Annotated in this window: 18 protein-coding genes; 10 read left to right on the forward strand and 8 right to left on the reverse strand. The window is 57.1% G+C overall.

Annotation, left to right across the window (positions count from 1 at the left end; all coding sequences use genetic code 11):
* Window positions 1-131: 131 nt before the first annotated feature.
* The 3 genes from nirD to tsgA form a co-directional block, all read right to left on the reverse strand.
* Window positions 132-458 carry a nitrite reductase small subunit NirD gene (gene nirD / locus ACOTZP_RS18740; RefSeq protein WP_271074516.1) on the reverse strand — a complete coding sequence of 109 codons (327 nt, stop codon included), beginning with the start codon at window positions 456-458 and terminating at the stop codon, window positions 132-134.
* Entirely contained in the window at window positions 455-2,998 is a 2,544-nt protein-coding gene (gene nirB / locus ACOTZP_RS18745) for a nitrite reductase large subunit NirB (RefSeq protein ID WP_022649616.1), read from the reverse strand. The genes nirD and nirB overlap by 4 nt, the downstream gene beginning before the upstream one ends.
* 260 nt (window positions 2,999-3,258) lie before the next feature.
* A complete protein-coding gene (tsgA, locus tag ACOTZP_RS18750; protein WP_022649615.1) occupies window positions 3,259-4,443 on the reverse strand; it encodes an MFS transporter TsgA in 1,185 nt (394 codons plus the stop codon).
* 278 nt (window positions 4,444-4,721) lie between these two features.
* On the opposite strand from tsgA, the gene ppiA reads away from it, so the two are divergent.
* From ppiA to argD, 4 genes are all read left to right on the forward strand, one after another.
* Window positions 4,722-5,294, forward strand: a complete 573-nt coding sequence (gene ppiA / locus ACOTZP_RS18755) for a peptidylprolyl isomerase A (protein WP_022649614.1) — start codon at window positions 4,722-4,724, stop codon at window positions 5,292-5,294.
* Between the two features lie 105 nt (window positions 5,295-5,399).
* Window positions 5,400-5,984 (forward strand): putative adenosine monophosphate-protein transferase Fic, encoded by a 585-nt coding sequence (locus tag ACOTZP_RS18760; RefSeq protein ID WP_271074515.1) that lies wholly within the window; start codon window positions 5,400-5,402, stop codon window positions 5,982-5,984.
* Window positions 5,985-6,014: 30 nt separating this feature from the next.
* Window positions 6,015-6,578 carry an aminodeoxychorismate synthase component 2 gene (pabA, locus tag ACOTZP_RS18765; protein WP_271074514.1) on the forward strand — a complete coding sequence of 188 codons (564 nt, stop codon included), beginning with the start codon at window positions 6,015-6,017 and terminating at the stop codon, window positions 6,576-6,578.
* Window positions 6,579-6,665: 87 nt separating this feature from the next.
* Window positions 6,666-7,886, forward strand: coding sequence for a bifunctional acetylornithine/succinyldiaminopimelate transaminase (argD, locus tag ACOTZP_RS18770; protein ID WP_176486846.1), 1,221 nt, complete (start codon window positions 6,666-6,668; stop codon window positions 7,884-7,886).
* Here the strand turns inward: argD and ACOTZP_RS18775 are convergent.
* Both ACOTZP_RS18775 and crp read right to left on the reverse strand, forming a co-directional pair.
* Window positions 7,883-9,970: a YccS/YhfK family putative transporter gene (locus ACOTZP_RS18775; RefSeq protein WP_271074521.1), complete on the reverse strand. Its 2,088-nt coding sequence runs from the start codon at window positions 9,968-9,970 to the stop codon at window positions 7,883-7,885. The genes argD and ACOTZP_RS18775 overlap by 4 nt on opposite strands.
* Window positions 9,971-10,027: 57 nt before the next feature.
* Window positions 10,028-10,660 carry a cAMP-activated global transcriptional regulator CRP gene (crp, locus tag ACOTZP_RS18780; RefSeq protein WP_000242758.1) on the reverse strand — a complete coding sequence of 211 codons (633 nt, stop codon included), beginning with the start codon at window positions 10,658-10,660 and terminating at the stop codon, window positions 10,028-10,030.
* Window positions 10,661-10,970: 310 nt separating this feature from the next.
* Here crp and ACOTZP_RS18785 point away from each other — a divergent pair, with 310 nt between their 5' ends.
* Window positions 10,971-11,375 carry an OsmC family protein gene (locus ACOTZP_RS18785; protein ID WP_022649609.1) on the forward strand — a complete coding sequence of 135 codons (405 nt, stop codon included), beginning with the start codon at window positions 10,971-10,973 and terminating at the stop codon, window positions 11,373-11,375.
* 85 nt (window positions 11,376-11,460) lie between these two features.
* Here ACOTZP_RS18785 and ACOTZP_RS18790 read toward each other — a convergent pair whose 3' ends face one another.
* Genes ACOTZP_RS18790 through ACOTZP_RS18800 form a run of 3 tightly spaced genes read right to left on the reverse strand, consistent with a single transcriptional unit; the run spans window position 11,461 to window position 13,597 of the window.
* Complete coding sequence (locus tag ACOTZP_RS18790; RefSeq protein WP_003861663.1) at window positions 11,461-12,330, reverse strand: phosphoribulokinase; 870 nt, start codon at window positions 12,328-12,330, stop codon at window positions 11,461-11,463.
* Between the two features lie 29 nt (window positions 12,331-12,359).
* On the reverse strand, window positions 12,360-12,578 hold the full coding sequence (locus tag ACOTZP_RS18795; RefSeq protein ID WP_006177849.1) for a YheU family protein: 219 nt from the start codon (window positions 12,576-12,578) through the stop codon (window positions 12,360-12,362).
* Window positions 12,575-13,597 (reverse strand): hydrolase, encoded by a 1,023-nt coding sequence (locus tag ACOTZP_RS18800; RefSeq protein ID WP_048966613.1) that lies wholly within the window; start codon window positions 13,595-13,597, stop codon window positions 12,575-12,577. The genes ACOTZP_RS18795 and ACOTZP_RS18800 overlap by 4 nt, the downstream gene beginning before the upstream one ends.
* Window positions 13,598-13,825: 228 nt before the next feature.
* On the opposite strand from ACOTZP_RS18800, the gene mdcA reads away from it, so the two are divergent.
* Genes mdcA through mdcE form a run of 5 tightly spaced genes read left to right on the forward strand, consistent with a single transcriptional unit; the run spans window position 13,826 to window position 18,273 of the window.
* A complete protein-coding gene (gene mdcA / locus ACOTZP_RS18805; protein ID WP_023330194.1) occupies window positions 13,826-15,481 on the forward strand; it encodes a malonate decarboxylase subunit alpha in 1,656 nt (551 codons plus the stop codon).
* Complete coding sequence (locus ACOTZP_RS18810; protein ID WP_022649605.1) at window positions 15,481-16,338, forward strand: triphosphoribosyl-dephospho-CoA synthase; 858 nt, start codon at window positions 15,481-15,483, stop codon at window positions 16,336-16,338. Before mdcA ends, ACOTZP_RS18810 begins: the two co-directional genes overlap by 1 nt.
* Before the next feature lie 9 nt (window positions 16,339-16,347).
* Window positions 16,348-16,647, forward strand: coding sequence for a malonate decarboxylase acyl carrier protein (gene mdcC / locus ACOTZP_RS18815; protein WP_000411786.1), 300 nt, complete (start codon window positions 16,348-16,350; stop codon window positions 16,645-16,647).
* Window positions 16,640-17,473, forward strand: a complete 834-nt coding sequence (locus tag ACOTZP_RS18820; protein WP_003861672.1) for a biotin-independent malonate decarboxylase subunit beta — start codon at window positions 16,640-16,642, stop codon at window positions 17,471-17,473. The genes mdcC and ACOTZP_RS18820 overlap by 8 nt, the downstream gene beginning before the upstream one ends.
* Window positions 17,473-18,273, forward strand: coding sequence for a biotin-independent malonate decarboxylase subunit gamma (gene mdcE / locus ACOTZP_RS18825; protein ID WP_003861675.1), 801 nt, complete (start codon window positions 17,473-17,475; stop codon window positions 18,271-18,273). Before ACOTZP_RS18820 ends, mdcE begins: the two co-directional genes overlap by 1 nt.
* The last annotated feature ends 43 nt before the right edge of the window (window positions 18,274-18,316 follow it).

Genomic DNA, 18,316 nt, shown 5'->3' on the forward strand with positions numbered 1-18,316 from the left:
GTTACCTCACAGCATTCATGGCGGGGGAAGAATTGACGTCAGGATAACAGCAGGAATCGTACAGAACATACGGTTTTTCCTGCCGTTACCCATAAGGGGTCATAAGCCTTTCCTATTGAAAAGGCGAGGGGTTACGCTTTCAGCTGCACCTCGCCGTCCTTCACGCGGACGTCGTAGTGTTTGACCGAGAAGCTTTCATCTTCCATGCAGCGCCCGTCGGTTAAGCGGAAGCGCTGCTTTTTCAGCGGGCTGGCAATCCACAGTTCGCCCTGGTGCTCCGCAATCAGACCGCGGGAGAGCACGCTGGCCTCGAAGAACGGGTCGATATTGCTGATGGCAAAAACCTGTTCATCGTGGCGAGGGCGGAAAATCGCTACCTGCTCGTTGCCCAGCAGGGCACAGACGCCGGTTGCTGGCAGAATGTCGTTAATGTTGCAGATGTTTACCCACTGGCTCATGCGTTTTCCTCCACCAGCATCACCGGAATACGTTCATACGGGGTCGCTGGACGATGCTGTTCGCGCTCCGGCACCACCTGCACGTTCGGGTCGCGCTGGGTGCTGTTGATAAAGTGTTTGAAGCGCGTCTGCGCCGCTGGCGTGTTCACGGTTTCGGTCCACTCGCAGATAACCGCCTCGCGCAGGCGAGTCATCTCGGATTCCAGCTGTTCATTCAGGCCCAGCTTGTCGTCGATAATGACTGACTTCAGATAGTCGATGCCGCCTTCGAGATTATCCAGCCAGGACGCGGTACGGGTCAGCTTATCGGCGGTACGAATGTAGAACATCATGAAGCGGTCGAGGTATTTGATCAGCGTATCGCGATCGAGATCGGCAGCCAGCAGATCGGCGTGGCGAGGTTTCATCCCGCCGTTACCGCACACGTACAGGTTCCAGCCTTTCTCGGTGGCGATAATACCCACGTCTTTACCCTGTGCTTCCGCACATTCACGGGTACACCCTGAGACGCCGAACTTCATTTTGTGCGGCGTACGGATACCTTTGTAGCGGTTTTCCAGCTCGACGCCGAAGCCCACGCTGTCGCCCACGCCGTAGCGGCACCAGGTGCTGCCCACGCAGGTTTTCGCCATGCGCAGCGCCTTGGCGTACGCGTGACCAGTTTCGAAGCCCGCCTCAATCAGCTGACGCCAGATTTCCGGCAGATCATCTTTCTGCGCACCGAACAGGCCGATACGCTGGGAACCGGTGATTTTAGTGTACAGGTTAAACTCACGGGCGATACGGCCCACGGCGACCAGCCCTTCAGGGGTAATTTCCCCCCCGGCAGAACGTGGGATCACCGAGTAAGTCCCGTCTTTCTGAATATTGGCCAGGAAGTTATCGTTGGTGTCCTGAAGCGGAGTGTGTTCTGGTTTGAGCACATATTCGTTCCAGCAGGACGCAAGCAGGGAACCGACGGTAGGCTTACATACTTCACAGCCGTAGCCCTGGCCGTGTTTCTCCAGCAGTTCGTCGAAGGACTTAATGCCCTCCACGCGGATCAGGTGATACAGCTCCTGGCGAGAGTAAGCGAAGTGCTCGCACAGGTTGTTGTTCACTTCAATGCCCTGTTTTGCCAGCTCGGCGTTCAGCACCTGGGTGACCAGCGGGATACAGCCGCCGCAGCCGGTCCCGGCTTTGGTTTCCGCCTTCAGCGCCGCAACGGTGTGGCAGCCTTTGTTAATGGCGGAGATCAGCATGCCTTTGGTCACGTCGAAGCAGGAGCAGATTTGCGCGCTGTCCGGCAGTTTATCCACGCCAATGGACGGCTTACCGCTGGAGGCGTGCGCCGGGAGGATCAGCGCGTCCGGGTTTTCCGGCAGCTCAATGGCGTTCAGCACCAGCTGGAGCAGGTTGCCGAAGTCGCTGGTGTCGCCCACCAGCACCGCCCCGAGCAGGGTTTTGTTATCCTGGCTGACGATAAGACGTTTGTAGACTTCTTTGCTTTCGTCCAGATAAACATAGCTGCGGGAGTTCGGGGTGCGACCATGCGCATCGCCAATACCGCCCACGTCCACGCCCAGCAGCTTCAGCTTCGCGCTCATGTCTGCGCCGGTGAAGGCATTTTCGCTGCCGAGGATATGGTCAACGGCGACCTGCGCCATTTTGTACCCAGGTGCAACCAGACCGTATACGCGGTTATTCCAGCTGGCGCATTCGCCGATGGCGTAGATGTCCGGATCGGAGGTCTGGCAGGTATCGTTGATCATGATCCCGCCGCGCTGCGCAACGGCCAGACCGCACTGAGTAGCCAGTTTGTCGCGCGGGCGAATGCCGGTGGAGAAGACGATGAAATCCACTTCCAGCTCGCTGCCGTCGGCAAAGCGCATGGTTTTACGCGCTTCAGTGCCTTCCTGCACGATCTCTTTAGTGTTCTTGCTGGTGTGAACCTTCACGCCCATGCTTTCGATTTTACGGCGTAACTGGTCGCCACCCATATGGTCCAGCTGTTCCGCCATCAGCATCGGGGCAAATTCGATGACGTGGGTTTCAACGCCGAGGTTTTTCAGTGCGCCTGCCGCTTCCAGACCCAGCAGACCACCGCCGACAACCGCGCCACGTTTGCTTCGACGTGCGCAGGATTCAATGGCGTTGAGGTCTTCAATGGTACGGTAAACGAAGCAATCCTGGGTTTCCGAACCTTTAATCGGCGGGATCCACGGATACGAGCCTGTCGCCATGATCAGCTTATCGTAAAAAACCGTGCGTCCGGCGCTGGAGTGGATCACTTTCTCCTGACGGTTGATGGTGATAGCGCGTTCGCCCACCAGCACTTTTACGCCATGCTTCTCGTAGAAACCTTCACGCACCAGAGAGAGTTCTTCGGCGGTATGGTGAGAGAAGTAGGAAGACAAGTGCACACGGTCGTACGCCTTGCGGGGTTCTTCACAGAACACGGTAATATCGAACTGGTTAGCATCGGCTTTATCGAGAAGATCCTCAATAAAGCGGTGGCCGACCATGCCGTTACCGATGATAGCGAGTCTGACTTTGCTCATTTTTGCCTCGATTTCTTTTCTATTACTGCCTACTTTAACGATTCAGCAGGGGCACTTATTGATGCAAATCAAATACGCCTTCACCTACCCCTTAGGTGGTATATCTATGATTTGTCAGGATTTTTATAAGTTACGGATATTGTTTGATTTTTGTGCTTGCTTGTTTTTCGCACAATTTTGGTGGGGTTTTTTACCCATCGGCGGGCAGGGCGGGTGAGCAGGAGAAAACCCCTTTGCAGTACGCAAAGGGGTTACGGCGATTAGTGGGTAGCTGTTGCCGGGTTGTGTTGACGGTGACGGGTCACAAAGCCCAGCACGAAGCACATGATGAACACCACGGCGTACAGACCGTTAGCGGTATGCAGCGCCGCCAGCGGGCCGCTGTGCGCCACAATTGGGCCCGTGACCACGAAGGTCAGCATGGTGCCGATGGTGCCGCAGGTCAGCACGAAGTTCACCAGCTTTGGCGAAGCCACTTTGGTCTGAAGAGAGCCAAGGGTGATGATCGAGGTATAAATCGCGCTGGAGAAGAAGCCCAGGGTCAGGATGAACCACGGCATATGCTCCGGGGAACCGTTGATGAACAGATACATCAGCACGGTTGCCAGACCCGCCAGAACGGTCAGGATCCGTTGCAGGTCGAAGAAGCGCAGGATAAAGCTAAACGCCCACATGCCGAACATGTAAGACATCCAGAAATCGCTCACCAGTTTACCCGCGTCGTTCAGACTCATGCCCAGACCTTTCGCATACTCAGGAACCCAGGAGATAAAGCCCAGCTGGCCTAGGATGTAACACAGCGCGGCGATGGAAAGGAACAGCACGCCGATACCCCATTTTTCTTTCGCAACTGGCTCAGACGTGGTCTGCGCTTTTTTGCCCAGCACCGGGAACTCGCAGCCGAAGGTGAGAATAAAGATCGCGACATAGACCAGACCAATGCAGGCGTACACCCAGTACCACTCAATGCTGCGCGCCAGAAGATACGCGGCGACCATCGGGAAAATCATCCCGGCCATGCTGAAGAAGGAGTCGGTGAACAGCAGACGCGCGCCGCGCTGGCGACCTTCATACATATGGGTGATCAGGAACGTACCGATCGACATGGTGATCCCGCTCACCAGGCCCAGCACGAACATGGCGGCAGAGAAGAGGGCGATGCTGTGGCTCAGCACCAGGCCCGCCACGGCGGCAACCATCAGCACGAAGCCGAAGCGCAGCTGGGTTTTCAGCGGCACGATTTCCATCAGCCAGGCATTAAGGAAAATAGAGATCAGGATCCCCGCGTTCAGGAAAGTGAAGGTATTGCTCATGCTGGAAACGGGCAACTGGAAATAGTCTGCGATATTTCCCATCACCATCCCGGTGACGATCACCAACGCGCCGGTCAGGGCGTAGGAGAAGAAGCTGATCCATGTGAGCTTGATGCGATTGCTGTTAGTCATGTCTGGCCTGTTAAAAGTAAAGAAAAACGCAATGACTGCGTTTGAGCGGGCAGATTTTAGTCGCGAAAGTGATCTAATTAAATCTTTTCAGAAAATATTGAGCACAATTGCAGGCTTTAACGTGATGGAGATCACATTATATCGCGGGGTGAACAATCGTTTGCGCGGTAATAATTGTTTCAATTTCGTAAAATTAGGTAAAAGACTGGTCTGGGGTCATACTGCTCTTTAGAATCAAGCCATTCGCTTTTTATACTGCGCTTTGTTAAGGAATTCTCATGCTCAAATCAACACTGGCGGCTGTCGCAGCTGTGTTTGCTCTTTCTGCCGTTTCCCCTGCTGCGCTGGCAGCTAAAGGAGACCCTCACGTCCTGCTGACTACCTCTGCGGGGAATATTGAGCTGGAGCTGGATAGCCAGAAAGCCCCTGTTTCCGTGAAAAACTTCCTCGACTACGTGAACAGTGGTTTTTATAACAACACCACGTTCCACCGCGTGATCCCGGGCTTTATGATTCAGGGCGGCGGTTTCAACGAGCAGATGCAGCAGAAAAAGCCTAACCCGCCAATCAAAAATGAAGCGGATAACGGCCTGCTGAACAAGCGCGGCACCATTTCTATGGCGCGTACGGCGGATAAAGACAGCGCCACCAGCCAGTTCTTCCTCAACGTGGCGGATAACGCCTTCCTGGACCACGGCCAGCGCGACTTTGGCTACGCGGTGTTCGGTAAAGTGGTGAAAGGCATGGACGTGGCGGACAAGATCTCTCAGGTTCAGACTCACGATGTCGGTCCATACCAGAATGTGCCGTCTAAGCCAGTGGTGATTCTCTCCGCGAAAGTGCTGCCGTAATCGTTCCCTCACACGGGCACATCCTGCCCGTGTCTTTCCGCCCTCCCTGCGAAAGCGCGTTTTGCTGCTTATACTTGTGGCAAACGGACTATTCAGGGAGGCGTAGTGAAAAAACTCACCGACAAGCAAAAATCCCGACTCTGGGAGCAACAGCGTAGCGTCAATCTTCAGGCCAGTTGCCTCCTTGAAAAAGGCAAGGGTCCCGCTGAACCCGATATCGAGACGCTGGCACTGGGGCCTTCTGCACCGGGTTTACCCCATCTGTGCCTTATTCACCGCCATTTATCCCGCAACGAAATGAAAGGCGCTGGCGAGCTGCGCACCGCCGATATCTCCAAGGGCGACATTCCATTTTGCCATTTCGAGTACATCGAGAAGGTGGGTAATGAGCTGATGGCTTCGCTGGAAAGCGATAAATATCTGGTGGGCCTTCAGAAAGAAGAGTTTACAGACAGAATCAGTCATTACTACTGTGAAATCAACATGCTACATCCGTTTATGAGCGGTAATGGCGTGGCTCAGCGCATCTTCTTTGAACAGCTGGCGATCCATGCGGGCTACGTGCTGAACTGGCAGGGGATCGACCCGGACGACTGGGCATCCGCCAACCAGAGCGGGGCGATGGGTGATCTGACCGCCCTGAATGCTATCTTTGCCAAAGTTGTGAGCGAAGCGCGGGGATCTGAGTAAAATAGGGCGGCCATTTTTTCAGGAGCCGCCATGATTCTGCTGATTGATAACTACGATTCCTTTACCTGGAACCTTTACCAGTATTTTTGTGAACTGGGGGCAGAGGTGGTTGTCCGCCGTAACGATGAGATCGCGCTGGCTGACATTGACGCGCTGGCGCCCCAGAAAATCGTGATTTCGCCCGGGCCGTGTACGCCGTTGGAGTCCGGTATCTCGCTGGAGGTAATCCGCCACTATGCGGGCAAGCTGCCGATTCTGGGCGTCTGCCTGGGTCACCAGGCCATTGCACAGGTCTTTGGCGCCAGCATTGTCCGTGCCGCGAAAGTCATGCACGGCAAAACCTCACCGATCACGCACACCGGTACCGGCGTATTCCTGGGGCTAAACAATCCGTTAACCGTGACGCGCTACCATTCTCTGGTGATTGATCCGCCGACCCTGCCCGCAGACTTTGAAGTGACCGCCTGGAGTGAGACCCGGGAAATCATGGGCATTCGCCACCGCGAGTACGATCTGGAAGGGGTGCAGTTCCACCCGGAAAGCATTCTCAGCGAACAGGGGCACGCGCTGCTGGCCAATTTCCTTAATCGCTGAATATCTGTTGCCTTGTTGTGATTTTTTATGCATATTTTGTGATTATATTTTCATAATCACTGCGACATAAAAATGGATGGTCATGACATGGCAACTGAACAACCAGCAATTACCCGCGCGACATTCGATGAAGTGATTCTGCCGATTTATGCACCGGCTGAGTTTATCCCGGTGAAAGGGAGAGGCAGCCGCGTCTGGGATCAGCAGGGCAACGAGTATGTTGATTTCGCAGGCGGTATTGCGGTGACGGCGCTGGGCCATTGCCATCCTGCGCTGGTGGACGCGCTGAAAACGCAGGGCGAAACGCTGTGGCACACCAGCAACGTGTTCACTAACGAACCGGCGCTGCGTCTGGGGCGTAAGATCATCGATGCCACCTTCGCCGAACGCGTGCTGTTTATGAACTCTGGCACCGAAGCCAACGAAACCGCCTTTAAGCTTGCGCGCTACTACGCAACCACGCGTCATAGTCCGTACAAAACCAAAATCATCGCCTTCCATAACGCCTTCCACGGTCGCTCGTTCTTTACCGTTTCCGTTGGCGGCCAGCCGAAGTATTCCGACGGCTTTGGTCCGAAACCTGCGGATATCATCCACGTGCCGTTTAACGATCTGCACGCCGTTAAAGCGGTGATAGACGATCACACCTGTGCCGTGGTGGTCGAACCCATTCAGGGGGAAGGCGGCGTCACGGCGGCCACCCCGGAATTTCTGCAAGGTCTGCGTGAGCTGTGCGACGAGCACCAGGCGCTGCTGGTGTTTGATGAAGTGCAGTGTGGGATGGGGCGTACCGGAGACCTGTTCGCTTATATGCACTACGGCGTAACGCCGGATATTCTGACCAGCGCGAAAGCGCTCGGCGGCGGTTTCCCGGTCAGCGCGGTGCTCACCACCCAGGATATCGCTTCCGCATTTCATGTGGGCTCACACGGCTCCACTTACGGCGGTAATCCGCTGGCGTGCGCCGTGGCGGGAGCGGCGTTCGACATCATTAATACGCCGGACGTCCTGAATGGCGTGAATGCGAAACGCGCCCTTTTTGTGAAACATCTTCAGCAGATTGACGAACAGTTTGATGTCTTCAGTGAAATCCGCGGAATGGGGCTGCTGATCGGTGCCGAGCTGAAGCCTCAGTACAAAGGCCGCGCGCGCGATTTCCTGCACGCCGCCGCGCACGAAGGCGTCATGGTGCTCAACGCCGGGCCGGACGTGATGCGCTTCGCGCCGTCGCTGGTGGTGGAAGACAAAGACATCGAAGACGGGTTAACCCGTTTTTCCGCGGCGGTGGCGAAGATCGTCAGAGGCTAATACGCGGTTCGTTTTAACCGGCGCGTTAACCAAATCCCGTGATGCGGACGCTGACGCCATGCCACCGACGAAATGGTGTGCATGTTGTTGAGATGCCCGAGAACGCGCTGTAAATGCTGCTCAAGGGTGCTCATCGGCCCGTGGGTCAGCGTCTCCGGCGCTTCCAGAATGTTCGAATCCCCTGACTCGCCCGGCGCGTCGTACTCCAGACGCTGCTGACAGCGCTGGAGGGCAATTTCACACGACTGCAAATAGCGCTGCGCCAGATCCGGCGTCAGCATGGTGTGCTCGCGCGCCAGCGTGGTCATGGCATTGATGTGTTCGACGATAAACTGGCTGTGCGTGACCCACAGCTTCATGTCTGCCAGATAGTGCGAGTTGAAGCCCGGCTCCTGCATGGCCTGGTTAAGGGAGTTGAACAGGGCATTATGCGCCTGGTTGACCTTCATTCGCTCGTAGGCCAGCGGAGACGGCTGCGGGTCGTCGCTCAGGATCAGGCGAATGGCCTGCTGATCCGCCTCCAGCGCGTCGTGGGCGTTTTGCCTCAGTAATCCACTTTGCCACTGCGGCCACAGCCAGACCATGCCGCCAAAGGCGATCAGGCAGCCAATCAGGGTATCGACCAGGCGGGCAATAATTAACTGATCGGCGTTGAGCGTAAGCAACTGCAGGGTGTACACCGCCGTTACCGTAAAGCCCACCGTCGCCCAGCCGTAGTTTTTACGGATGATCAGATAACTCACCATCGTAATCGCCAGCATGCCGACCAGCGTATACCCTTCCGGCACGTGGAAGTGCAACGTTACGCCCGCGATAATCAGCCCCGCCATCGTGCCGCCCGCCCGATGCAGAATGCGCACCCGCGTGGCACCATAGCCGTTCTGGGTGACAAACAGCACGGTCATTAAGATCCAGTAGGGTTTCGGCAGGTGCAGGGCCATTCCCATCAGGCTGGCGATGCTGAGCATGACGCTAATTCTTGCGGCGTTGCGCAGGGCGGAAGACTTCAGCGACAGGTAGCTTTTGAGCGCAGGCAGCAACGGCAGTCGTTTTTGCTTATCGGCCATCAGGTCCCGGGCATAAAGCGGGCGCTGGGTGCGCAACACCCGGGCGATGCGGCTGAAATGCCAGGCGGCAAACTGCCCGACCGGGTTATCCGCGTGCTGACGCGCAATCTTTTCCAGCGCGCCGAGCTGTTTGTCCATGTTAAAGCGCGTCGGATAGCGGTGATAGAGGATATCGTCAGCCAGCACCCGCAGGCGCGCCGCGACGGTCTGCGCGTTCCAGCGGATCACCGCTTCCGCATGGCTGCGCTCCACCAGCTTTTGCACCTCTTCCGGATTATGAAGGCTGACGGAAATATGCTCCTGCAAATCCAGCCCGACCTGGAAGGTACGCAGCAGCCGCTTATATTCATGATTTTTGTTGGCGGCAAGCATGTGCAACTGCTGATAGCACTGGCTGATCAGATCCACCACTTTTTGCTGGCGTGCCAGCAGCGGCGGCAGGGATTTTTCCGGGTCGGTATGTTGCGTGAGCAGGGTGTATTTTGCTTCGCAGTATTCAGCAAGCTGCACGTAGAGCAGGCTCAGGGATTCGCGAAGCGGCTGTTCCCGCCACAACCAGAACCAGAACCAGTTAAACAGCCCGTACCACAGCGTGCCGAGGGCGTAGATCAGCAATGGCTCCCACACCGGCATATTGCCCGCAAGGCTTAAGGTGAAGATGGCGGCAATCAGCGACGCAGGAAGCAGGCGGGCGTGCAGCGAGCTGATTTCAGCGGTTACGCCAAGCGTCATCGCCAGCACGGTCAGGATCAGCGGCAGAGGAATGTCGCGGGCCAGTAAGAGTTGCACGGCAAGGCTACAGCCGGCAAACAGGCAGCCGCCAATAATCAGGCGTTTGAAAAAGCGTTTATGCGGGGTGTCCAGACCGGCAATGTTGCAGCAGGCGGGCACGAGAGAAAACAGCAGGCCTTGCTGAAGATGTCCGAGGATCAGGCCCACGGCCACGGGAAGACACAACACCAGCGTTTGTCGCAGTGCGTAGTTAACTTCCGGGTGATAGATCAGCCTGCGCCACATAAGGAGTAGAGACAAAAACGGCGTGCCACCCTGCGGCGGCACGCCGTTTTACCGGAATTAACGGGTCCCGTAAACCACGATGGTTTTACCGTGGGCGGAGATCAGGTTTTGATCTTCCAGCATCTTCAGGATACGGCCCACTGTTTCACGGGAGCAGCCGACGATCTGACCGATTTCCTGGCGGGTAATTTTAATTTGCATACCGTCAGGGTGGGTCATGGCGTCTGGCTGTTTCGCCAGGTTCAACAGAGTCTGCGCGATACGACCGGTCACGTCCAGGAAGGCGAGGTTACCCACCTTCTCAGAGGTCACTTGCAGACGGCGTGCCATCTGGGAAGAAAGACGCATCAGGATGTCAGGGTTGACCTGAATCAGCTGACGGAATTTCTTGTAAGAAATTTCAGCCACTTCACATGCTGTTTTTGCACGAACCCAGGCGCTACGTTCCTGGCCTTCTTCAAACAGGCCCAGTTCACCGATAAAATCGCCCTGGTTCAGATAAGAAAGGATCATCTCTTTCCCTTCTTCATCTTTGATCAGCACGGCCACCGAGCCTTTAACGATGTAATACAACGTTTCCGCTTTTTCACCCTGGTGAATCAGCGTGCTCTTTGATGGGTACTTATGAATGTGGCAATGAGACAAGAACCATTCGAGAGTCGGGTCTGTTTGCGGTTTGCCAAGCACCATGCGCTGTTATCCTCTGTTATAAGCTGTCACCAGAGTCATAAGATGCATCCGGACTCTGGGGTTGCAATCGAATTCTTACCCATACCTGGGAAGTCGGCTGTCGTAACGTTTCGCAGCCAGTAAAGTTTGATGTCCTCTGCATACATGTGTAACGTCAATGTATTACTGTAGCATCCAGAGTGTTTTAGCATAGCTTTCGCCGCGTGTCTCCTGGTGTCTCGCTTCAGCATGACGCAGGTCGCCTTCCGTTGCGAGAAATGTAACGTACACGTAATCTGTCATAAAAAATGCAACGTTGGAGTGAGTGAATATGCAAGCGCGTGTGAAATGGGTTGAAGGGTTAACGTTCCTGGGCGAGTCTGCTTCCGGGCACCAGGTTTTGATGGATGGCAACTCCGGCGATAAAGCCCCAAGCCCGATGGAAATGGTGCTGATGGCGGCAGGTGGATGCAGTGCGATCGACGTGGTATCGATCCTGCAAAAAGGCCGTCATGACGTGACCGATTGTGAAGTGAAGCTGACGTCAGAACGTCGCGAAGAGGCGCCACGTCTGTTCACGCATATTAATCTGCACTTTATCGTCACCGGCAAAGAACTGAAGGATGCGGCGGTCTCGCGTGCGGTTGACCTGTCTGCGGAGAAATACTGCTCTGTGGCGCTAATGCTGGAGAAAGCGGTAAACATCACCCATTCGTATGAAGTGATCGAGGCTTAATTTTTGGCGGGTGGCGCTTCGCTTACCCGCCCTACAAAAGCACGCCCGTAGGCCCGGTAAGCGCAGCGCCACCGGGCAAAACAACTCACGCGATTTGCTTTCCTTCCATCAGCCGCTGCACCAGCGGCGTCATGATCAGCTCCATCGCCAGCCCCATTTTTCCGCCCGGTACCACTAACGTATTCATGTGCGAAATAAACGAACCTTGTAGCATCGCCAGCAGCCAGGGGTAATCAATGCCTTCCAGGTTGCGGAAGTGGATCACCACAAAGCTCTCGTCCAGGGAAGGGATGCTTTTTGCGGCGAACGGGTTGGAGGTGTCCACGGTGGGGACGCGCTGGAAGTTAATGTGGGTTCGGGAGAACTGCGGCGTGAGGAAGTTGATGTAATCTTCCATGGAGCGCACCACCGAATCCATTACCGCCTCTCGCGAATGGCCGCGCTCGCTCATGTCACGCGTCAGCTTCTGGATCCACTCAAGGTTAACAATCGGCACCACCCCCACCAGCAAATCCACATGGCGCGCCACGTCGTGCTGAGGCGTCACCACGCCGCCGTGCAATCCTTCGTAAAACAGCACGTCAGTCGGTTCCGGCAGCGGCTGCCAGGGCGTGAACGTGCCGGGGACCTGGTTCCAGGGCACGGCTTCATCGTAGGTATGGAGATACTTGCGGGACTGCCCGGTGCCGCTCTGCCCGTATTCACGGAAGGTTTGCTCCAGCAGGCCGAAGTCATTGGCCTCCGGGCCAAAATAGCTGATGTGTTTACCCAGATCGCGCGCCTTGCGAATGGCCATATCCATCTCCGGGCGCGTGTAGCGGTGAAAGCTGTCGCCCTCTACCTCTGCCGCCCGTAAGTTAAGCTGGGCGAAAATCTTGCGGAAGGCGAGGCTGGTGGTAGTGGTTCCCGCCCCACTCGAACCCGTAACGGCAATAACCGGATGTCTGGCAGACATAGCAACTCCCTGACTGGAAAAGTGTAAGATCAGCCATGAAACGCGTTGCGGGGCATGATATTCACCGTCTCATGCAGTTCGGACCATACCAGCACCACGTCGCCGCTTTTAAGCTGGCGCTTCACATCGCTGACCTTTTGTTCAAGCGAACGTTCATGTTCACCATAATCGGTGCCTTCGCGCAAGACAAAGCTTTCAATCAGATTATCGAGCGTTTCGGGAGAGAGATCCTGCCAGGGAATAATCATTTTTTACCGTCCAGATAGGCCGTTAACCAGTCGGGTATACGCGTCTCAAGCCACATTTTTGGCCGACGCAGCGTGCCGCCAACAAAGCCCACGTGCCCGCCGAACTCGGTGAGCTGATACTCCACGTTATCCGGCAGATAGTCAGGGGCGGGGATCGAGTGATGATCCATAAACGGATCGTCTTTGGCGTGGATAATCAGCGTGGGTTTCGTGATTTGATTCAGTAAAGGCATGGCGCTGCACTGACGGTAATAGTCAATCGCATCGGCAAAGCCGTGAATTTTCGAGGTGATCAAATCATCAAACTCGCGCAGGCGCTTCACGCGTTTGAGCTGTTGCAGCGTCACAGGCAGCGTATCCGGATAGGCCTTAAGTTTACGTGCGGCGTTGGCTTTCAGCAGGTTGAGCAGATAACGCTGATAGACCCGCGAAAACCCCTTTTCCATATGATAACTGCACTGCTCCAGCATAAAGGGCGCAGAGACAATCACCGCCGCATCCAGCGGTACGGCGTCGCTCTCCTTCGCCAGCAGGCAGGCCAGCATATTCCCGCCCAGCGAATACCCCACCGCTGCCGTTGGTGCCTCGCCGAAATTGTCTCTTAGCCAGCGCAGGAACCAGGAGCCGTCCTCGGTTTCACCCGAGTGATAAATGCGTTTCTGACGGTTAGGCTCGCCGCTGCATCCGCGAAAATGCATCACCACCCCAAGCCAGCCGCGGGCTTTCGCCGCCTCAATGAGACCGTGTGCGTAAGGGCTGTGCAGGCTGCCTTCCAGGCCGTGAAACACCACCAGACGGGGTTTATGTCTGGCCCGATCCGGATCTTCGCTCCAGGCGAGATCCAAAAAGTCACCGTCCGGCAGGTCAATGCGCTGCCAGTGGGGGTTGAACTGCACCTTGCGGCGGATCAGGCGCGGCAGCATGGTTTGCAGGTGAGGGTTAGCCACACCGCGCATGGGCACGAACTCTGCGCTCTCTTCGGCTGCAATGTCGAAGTCTGAGGGAATGATTTGGGTCATAAGGGCGATGCTGATTCTTGTCAGAAATTAACTATACCTTCCGAATTGTACCCCGTTTAGCCCGTTTTTCCGAAACATGAACTGATCCCGATCACATTTCTTTACCTTGATTATTACTCTCAGGCTAATGATTACGTCCTACGCTTAATTGATGCCTTTCTCACCAGAGCGCACACTTTACTCAACGTTAAGCAAATCAGAATGATGTGCTGAATCAGGAGGTTAATAATGTTATCTGGGCAAACACCCACCCGGCAATGGAACACCCGACGCAGCGAGAAAGCGCGTCGTCTGGCGTCCGTACCGGTGCAGGGCAAGGTACTGCCAACCGGCGATCTTGTCGCCATGCTGGAAAAACTGATCGCACCAGGCGACAAAGTCGTTCTGGAAGGCAACAACCAGAAGCAGGCGGATTTCCTTTCCCGTTCACTGGCCGAAGTGAACCCGCAAATCGTGCACGATCTGCATATGATCATGCCGAGCGTGGGCCGCAGCGAACATCTGGACATCTTTGAGAAAGGCATCGCCCGCAAGCTCGACTTCTCCTTCTCCGGTACGCAAAGCCTGCGCATTTCGCAGCTGCTGGAGGATGGTCAGCTCGAAATCGGGGCGATTCACACCTACATCGAACTCTACTCACGTTTATACGTCGACCTTTCGCCAAACGTGGCGCTGATTGCCGGTTTTAAAGCGGACCGTAAAGGTAACCTCTACACCGGGGCGAGTACCGAAGATACCCCGGCGCTGGTGGAAGCCGCCGCGTTCCACGACGGCATCGTCATCGCACAGGTGAACGAGCTGGTGGACGACGAGTGCGACCTGCCGCGCGTCGATATTCCGGGCTCGTGGATCGATTACGTGGTGGTGGCGGACAAGCCGTTCTTTATTGAGCCGCTCTTCACCCGCGACCCGCGCCTGATTAAACAGGAACACATCCTGATGGCGATGATGGCGATTAAAGGCATCTACGCTGAACACCAGGTGCAGTCCCTGAACCACGGGATTGGCTTTAATACCGCAGCGATCGAACTGCTGCTGCCAACCTACGGCGAACAGCTCGGACTCAAAGGCAAAATCTGTAAACACTGGACTTTGAACCCGCATCCAACGCTGATCCCGGCCATCGAAAGCGGCTGGGTGGAGAGCGTCCACTGCTTCGGCGGCGAGCTGGGGATGGAAGAGTACATCCGCGCCCGTCCGGACGTGTTCTTTACCGGTGCTGACGGCTCCATGCGCTCTAACCGCGCCTTCTGTCAGCTGGCTGGTCAGTACGCGGTCGATATGTTTATCGGCTCTACGCTACAGGTTGATGGTTACGCTAACTCCTCAACCGTGACCCGCGGCCGTCTCTCCGGCTTCGGCGGCGCACCAAACATGGGCCACGATCCGCACGGTCGTCGCCACGCCACACCGGCCTGGCTGAACATGATCACCGAGCCTGACCCGATGCAGCGCGGTAAAAAGCTGGTTGTGCAGATGGTGGAAACCTTCCAGGCGGGCGTGAAGCCAACCTTCGTGGAGAAACTCGACGCCGTAGACGTGGCGAAAGCCTCCGGCATGCCGCTGGCGCCGGTTATGATTTACGGCGATGACGTCACCCACGTGCTGACGGAAGAGGGGATTGCTTACCTCTACCGGGCAAAAGATCTGGAAGAGCGTCGCGCCATGGTCGCCGCCGTGGCGGGTATCACCGATATCGGTCTGGGCGTTGACGCCAAACGCGTGGCGGAACTGCGCCAGAGCGGCAAGGTTGTGTATCCGGAAGATATTGGCATTCGTCGTACCGATGCCACCCGCTCTCTGCTGGCTGCGGGCAGCGTGGCTGACCTCGTTGAGTGGTCCGGCGGCCTGTATAACCCACCTGCGAAATTCCGGAGCTGGTAATGAAACTTCTGCCCCAGATCCAGGTTGAAGGCGGTGCCGAATGGCTGGCGCGAACCGCCACGCAGTGTCTGATTGACGAAGCACGTTTAAGCCCGAAGCCCGGTCTGGTGGACAGCCGGGGGAACGGCGCGCATCACGATTTATCGCTTGCGCTGATGGAGCGCTCCGCTCACAGCCTGACCCCCACGTTTCAGGCGCTGGCGCAACAGAGCTGGCAGCGTCCGGCGGATATTGCCCTCAGGCAAACCGTTGGCCGCCTGGGTCGTGAAGGCGAACGGCAGATGATGGCCGCTACCGACGGCGTGAACACACACCGTGGCGCGATCTGGGCGCTGGGATTGCTGGTGAGCGCGGTGGCGATGCTGGGCGGCGATGCCCGGGCGCAAACCGTCGCGAACACCGCCGCTCAGCTGGCGAAACTGCCGGATGACGCGGCGCCGAAAGTATTCAGCAAGGGGTTACGCGTCACGCACCGCTACCGTGTACCGGGCGCGCGTGAAGAGGCTCAGCAGGCGTTTCCGCACATCATGCAGCGCGCGCTGCCGCAGCTTCACCTCAGCCGTCTCAACGGCAGCAGCGAAACGCAGGCCAGACTCGACGCGCTGATGGCGATCATGACCTCGCTCACCGACACCTGCGTGCTGTCGCGCGCCGGCATGGAGGGGCTGGATGCCATGCAGAACGGCGCCCGTGCGGTGCTGAACGCGGGAGGATGCGCAACACTTGCGGGGCAGCAGGCGCTGGCGCGGTTAGACCGTCAGATGCTGACGCTTAACGCCTCGCCGGGCGGAGCCGCAGACCTGCTTGCCGCCACGCTGTTTCTTGACCGCGTCGAAACGCCCTATTCAAAGCATTAAGAGGATGTTATGGAAAAAATCACATTGACCGTGCCCGCCAGCCGCGAAGTAAGCGGCAGGGCGCTGGCAGGGGTAGTCGGTTCCGGGGATATGGAGGTGCTTTTCACCGCCGAACCGGGCCAGACCTTAACCATTGATATCACCACCTCCGTCGACAACAGCCGTGGGCGCTGGGAGGCGTTGTTCAATCGCCTGCAAACCGTCAGCAGCCTGCCCGCAGGTAAGCTGACCATCCACGACTTCGGCGCGACGCCGGGCGTGGCACGCATTCGTATCGAACAGGTTTTTGAAGGGGTGAACCATGCGTGATGACAGCAGCTTTATCGAATTAAAAGCGCGCCAGCGTGCGCAGGCGCTGCTCGACGACGGCAGCTACCGCGAACTGCTGGATCCGTTTGAAGGCATTATCTCTCCGTGGCTTGGGCCACAGGGGATTGTTCCTCAGGCCGATGACGGCATGGTAGTCGCGAAAGGGACCATCAACGGCCAGCCTGCAGTGGTGGTGGCGATTGAAGGCACCTTCCAGGGCGGCAGCATGGGCGAAGTGTCCGGTGCCAAAATGGCGGCGGCGCTGGAGCTGGCGGCGGAAGATAACCGCAACGGCATTCCGACTCAGGCGGTACTGTGCCTCGAAACCGGCGGCGTACGTTTGCAGGAAGCCAACCTTGGCCTGGCGGCGATTGCCGATATCCACGCCGCGATCGTTGACCTGCGTCGCTATACCCCGGTTGTCGGGATTGTCGCCGGGACCGTGGGCTGCTTCGGCGGGATGTCTATCGCCGCGGCGCTGTGCAGCTACCTGATTGTGACCCGCGAAGCGCGTCTTGGCCTCAACGGCCCGCAGGTTATTGAGCAGGAAGCGGGCATTGAAGAGTATGACTCCCGCGACCGTCCGTTTATCTGGAGCATGACCGGCGGCGAAGTGCGCTATGAAAGTGGGCTGGTGGACGCGCTGGTGGGCGACGGCGTGAACGCGGTGAAAGCCGCGATGAACGAGGCCATCGCCAAAGGCGTACCGGCGAAACATCGCACCGATAACTACGACGATTACCTGAACCGTCTGACGAATTTCGACACCCGCAAACAGGCCGATGCCGAACAGATTAAAGCGCTTTTTGCCCGGGAGGTGAAATGATGACTAACTCAATTAGCCGTGGCGAACTCTGGCTGGAAACTCTGGCCCCGAACGCGAAACGTCTGGAGGGGTTATGCCCGTCCGTGCAGGCGGCAGACGGCGAGCTGAACGGTGAAACGGTGCGCTTTGTCGCCGTGGTGCCGGACGCCAACAACCACTTCCCGCGCGCGGCGCAAGGGGAAGTGGGGCTGCTGGAGGGCTGGACGCTGGCAAAAGTGGTCAGCGAAACCGTCGCCGCTGACGCAGATAAAGCCGTGAAGCGCCCGATTGTGGCGGTGATCGATGTCCCAAGCCAGGCCTATGGCCGTCGCGAAGAGGCGTTTGGTATCCACCAGGCGCTGGCCGGCGCCGCTGCCGCCTATGCCAATGCGCGGCTGGCGGGGCATCCGGTGATTGGTCTTATCGTCGGTAAGGCCATGTCCGGCGCGTTTCTGGCGCACGGCTACCAGGCCAACCGCCTGATTGCCTTCAACGATAAAGGCGTGCTGATCCATGCCATGGGCAAAGAGTCTGCGGCGCGCATTACGCTGCGTACCGTTGAGGCGCTGGAAAAACTGGCGGCAACCATTCCGCCAATGGCGTACGACATCAGCAACTACGCCACGCTGGGGCTGCTCTCCGACCTGCTGGATATCAGCAACCCGGATGCCCCTTCCGAAAGCGATCTGACGCGGGTGAAAACTACCCTGCAACAGGCCATCAGCGACGCTCGTCAGGACACCACGTTGAAAAACCGTCTGGGTGCTGACAACCGCCGCAGCTCGGCGCTCGTACGTGAACGTATGCGAGCCAGCTGGTAAGTAAAAAGAGACCTGCCAGATGCATTACCCCGTGGGCGCGCCC

Source organism: Enterobacter cloacae complex sp. SYL001 (assembly GCF_049237025.1).
In the GTDB taxonomy this organism is placed as follows: Bacteria; Pseudomonadota; Gammaproteobacteria; order Enterobacterales; family Enterobacteriaceae; genus Enterobacter; species Enterobacter intestinihominis.

Bases quoted from the DNA above. Each gene is read 5' to 3' on its own strand.
- nirD (WP_271074516.1), bottom strand. From the start codon at position 458: ATGAGCCAGTGGGTAAACATCTGCAACATTAACGACATTCTGCCAGCA.
- nirB (WP_022649616.1), bottom strand. From the start codon at position 2,998: ATGAGCAAAGTCAGACTCGCTATCATCGGTAACGGCATGGTCGGCCAC.
- tsgA (WP_022649615.1), bottom strand. From the start codon at position 4,443: ATGACTAACAGCAATCGCATCAAGCTCACATGGATCAGCTTCTTCTCC.
- ppiA (WP_022649614.1), top strand. From the start codon at position 4,722: ATGCTCAAATCAACACTGGCGGCTGTCGCAGCTGTGTTTGCTCTTTCT.
- pabA (WP_271074514.1), top strand. From the start codon at position 6,015: ATGATTCTGCTGATTGATAACTACGATTCCTTTACCTGGAACCTTTAC.
- argD (WP_176486846.1), top strand. From the start codon at position 6,666: ATGGCAACTGAACAACCAGCAATTACCCGCGCGACATTCGATGAAGTG.
- ACOTZP_RS18775 (WP_271074521.1), bottom strand. From the start codon at position 9,970: ATGTGGCGCAGGCTGATCTATCACCCGGAAGTTAACTACGCACTGCGA.
- crp (WP_000242758.1), bottom strand. From the start codon at position 10,660: ATGGTGCTTGGCAAACCGCAAACAGACCCGACTCTCGAATGGTTCTTG.
- ACOTZP_RS18785 (WP_022649609.1), top strand. From the start codon at position 10,971: ATGCAAGCGCGTGTGAAATGGGTTGAAGGGTTAACGTTCCTGGGCGAG.
- ACOTZP_RS18790 (WP_003861663.1), bottom strand. From the start codon at position 12,330: ATGTCTGCCAGACATCCGGTTATTGCCGTTACGGGTTCGAGTGGGGCG.
- ACOTZP_RS18795 (WP_006177849.1), bottom strand. From the start codon at position 12,578: ATGATTATTCCCTGGCAGGATCTCTCTCCCGAAACGCTCGATAATCTG.
- ACOTZP_RS18800 (WP_048966613.1), bottom strand. From the start codon at position 13,597: ATGACCCAAATCATTCCCTCAGACTTCGACATTGCAGCCGAAGAGAGC.
- mdcA (WP_023330194.1), top strand. From the start codon at position 13,826: ATGTTATCTGGGCAAACACCCACCCGGCAATGGAACACCCGACGCAGC.
- ACOTZP_RS18810 (WP_022649605.1), top strand. From the start codon at position 15,481: ATGAAACTTCTGCCCCAGATCCAGGTTGAAGGCGGTGCCGAATGGCTG.
- mdcC (WP_000411786.1), top strand. From the start codon at position 16,348: ATGGAAAAAATCACATTGACCGTGCCCGCCAGCCGCGAAGTAAGCGGC.
- ACOTZP_RS18820 (WP_003861672.1), top strand. From the start codon at position 16,640: ATGCGTGATGACAGCAGCTTTATCGAATTAAAAGCGCGCCAGCGTGCG.
- mdcE (WP_003861675.1), top strand. From the start codon at position 17,473: ATGACTAACTCAATTAGCCGTGGCGAACTCTGGCTGGAAACTCTGGCC.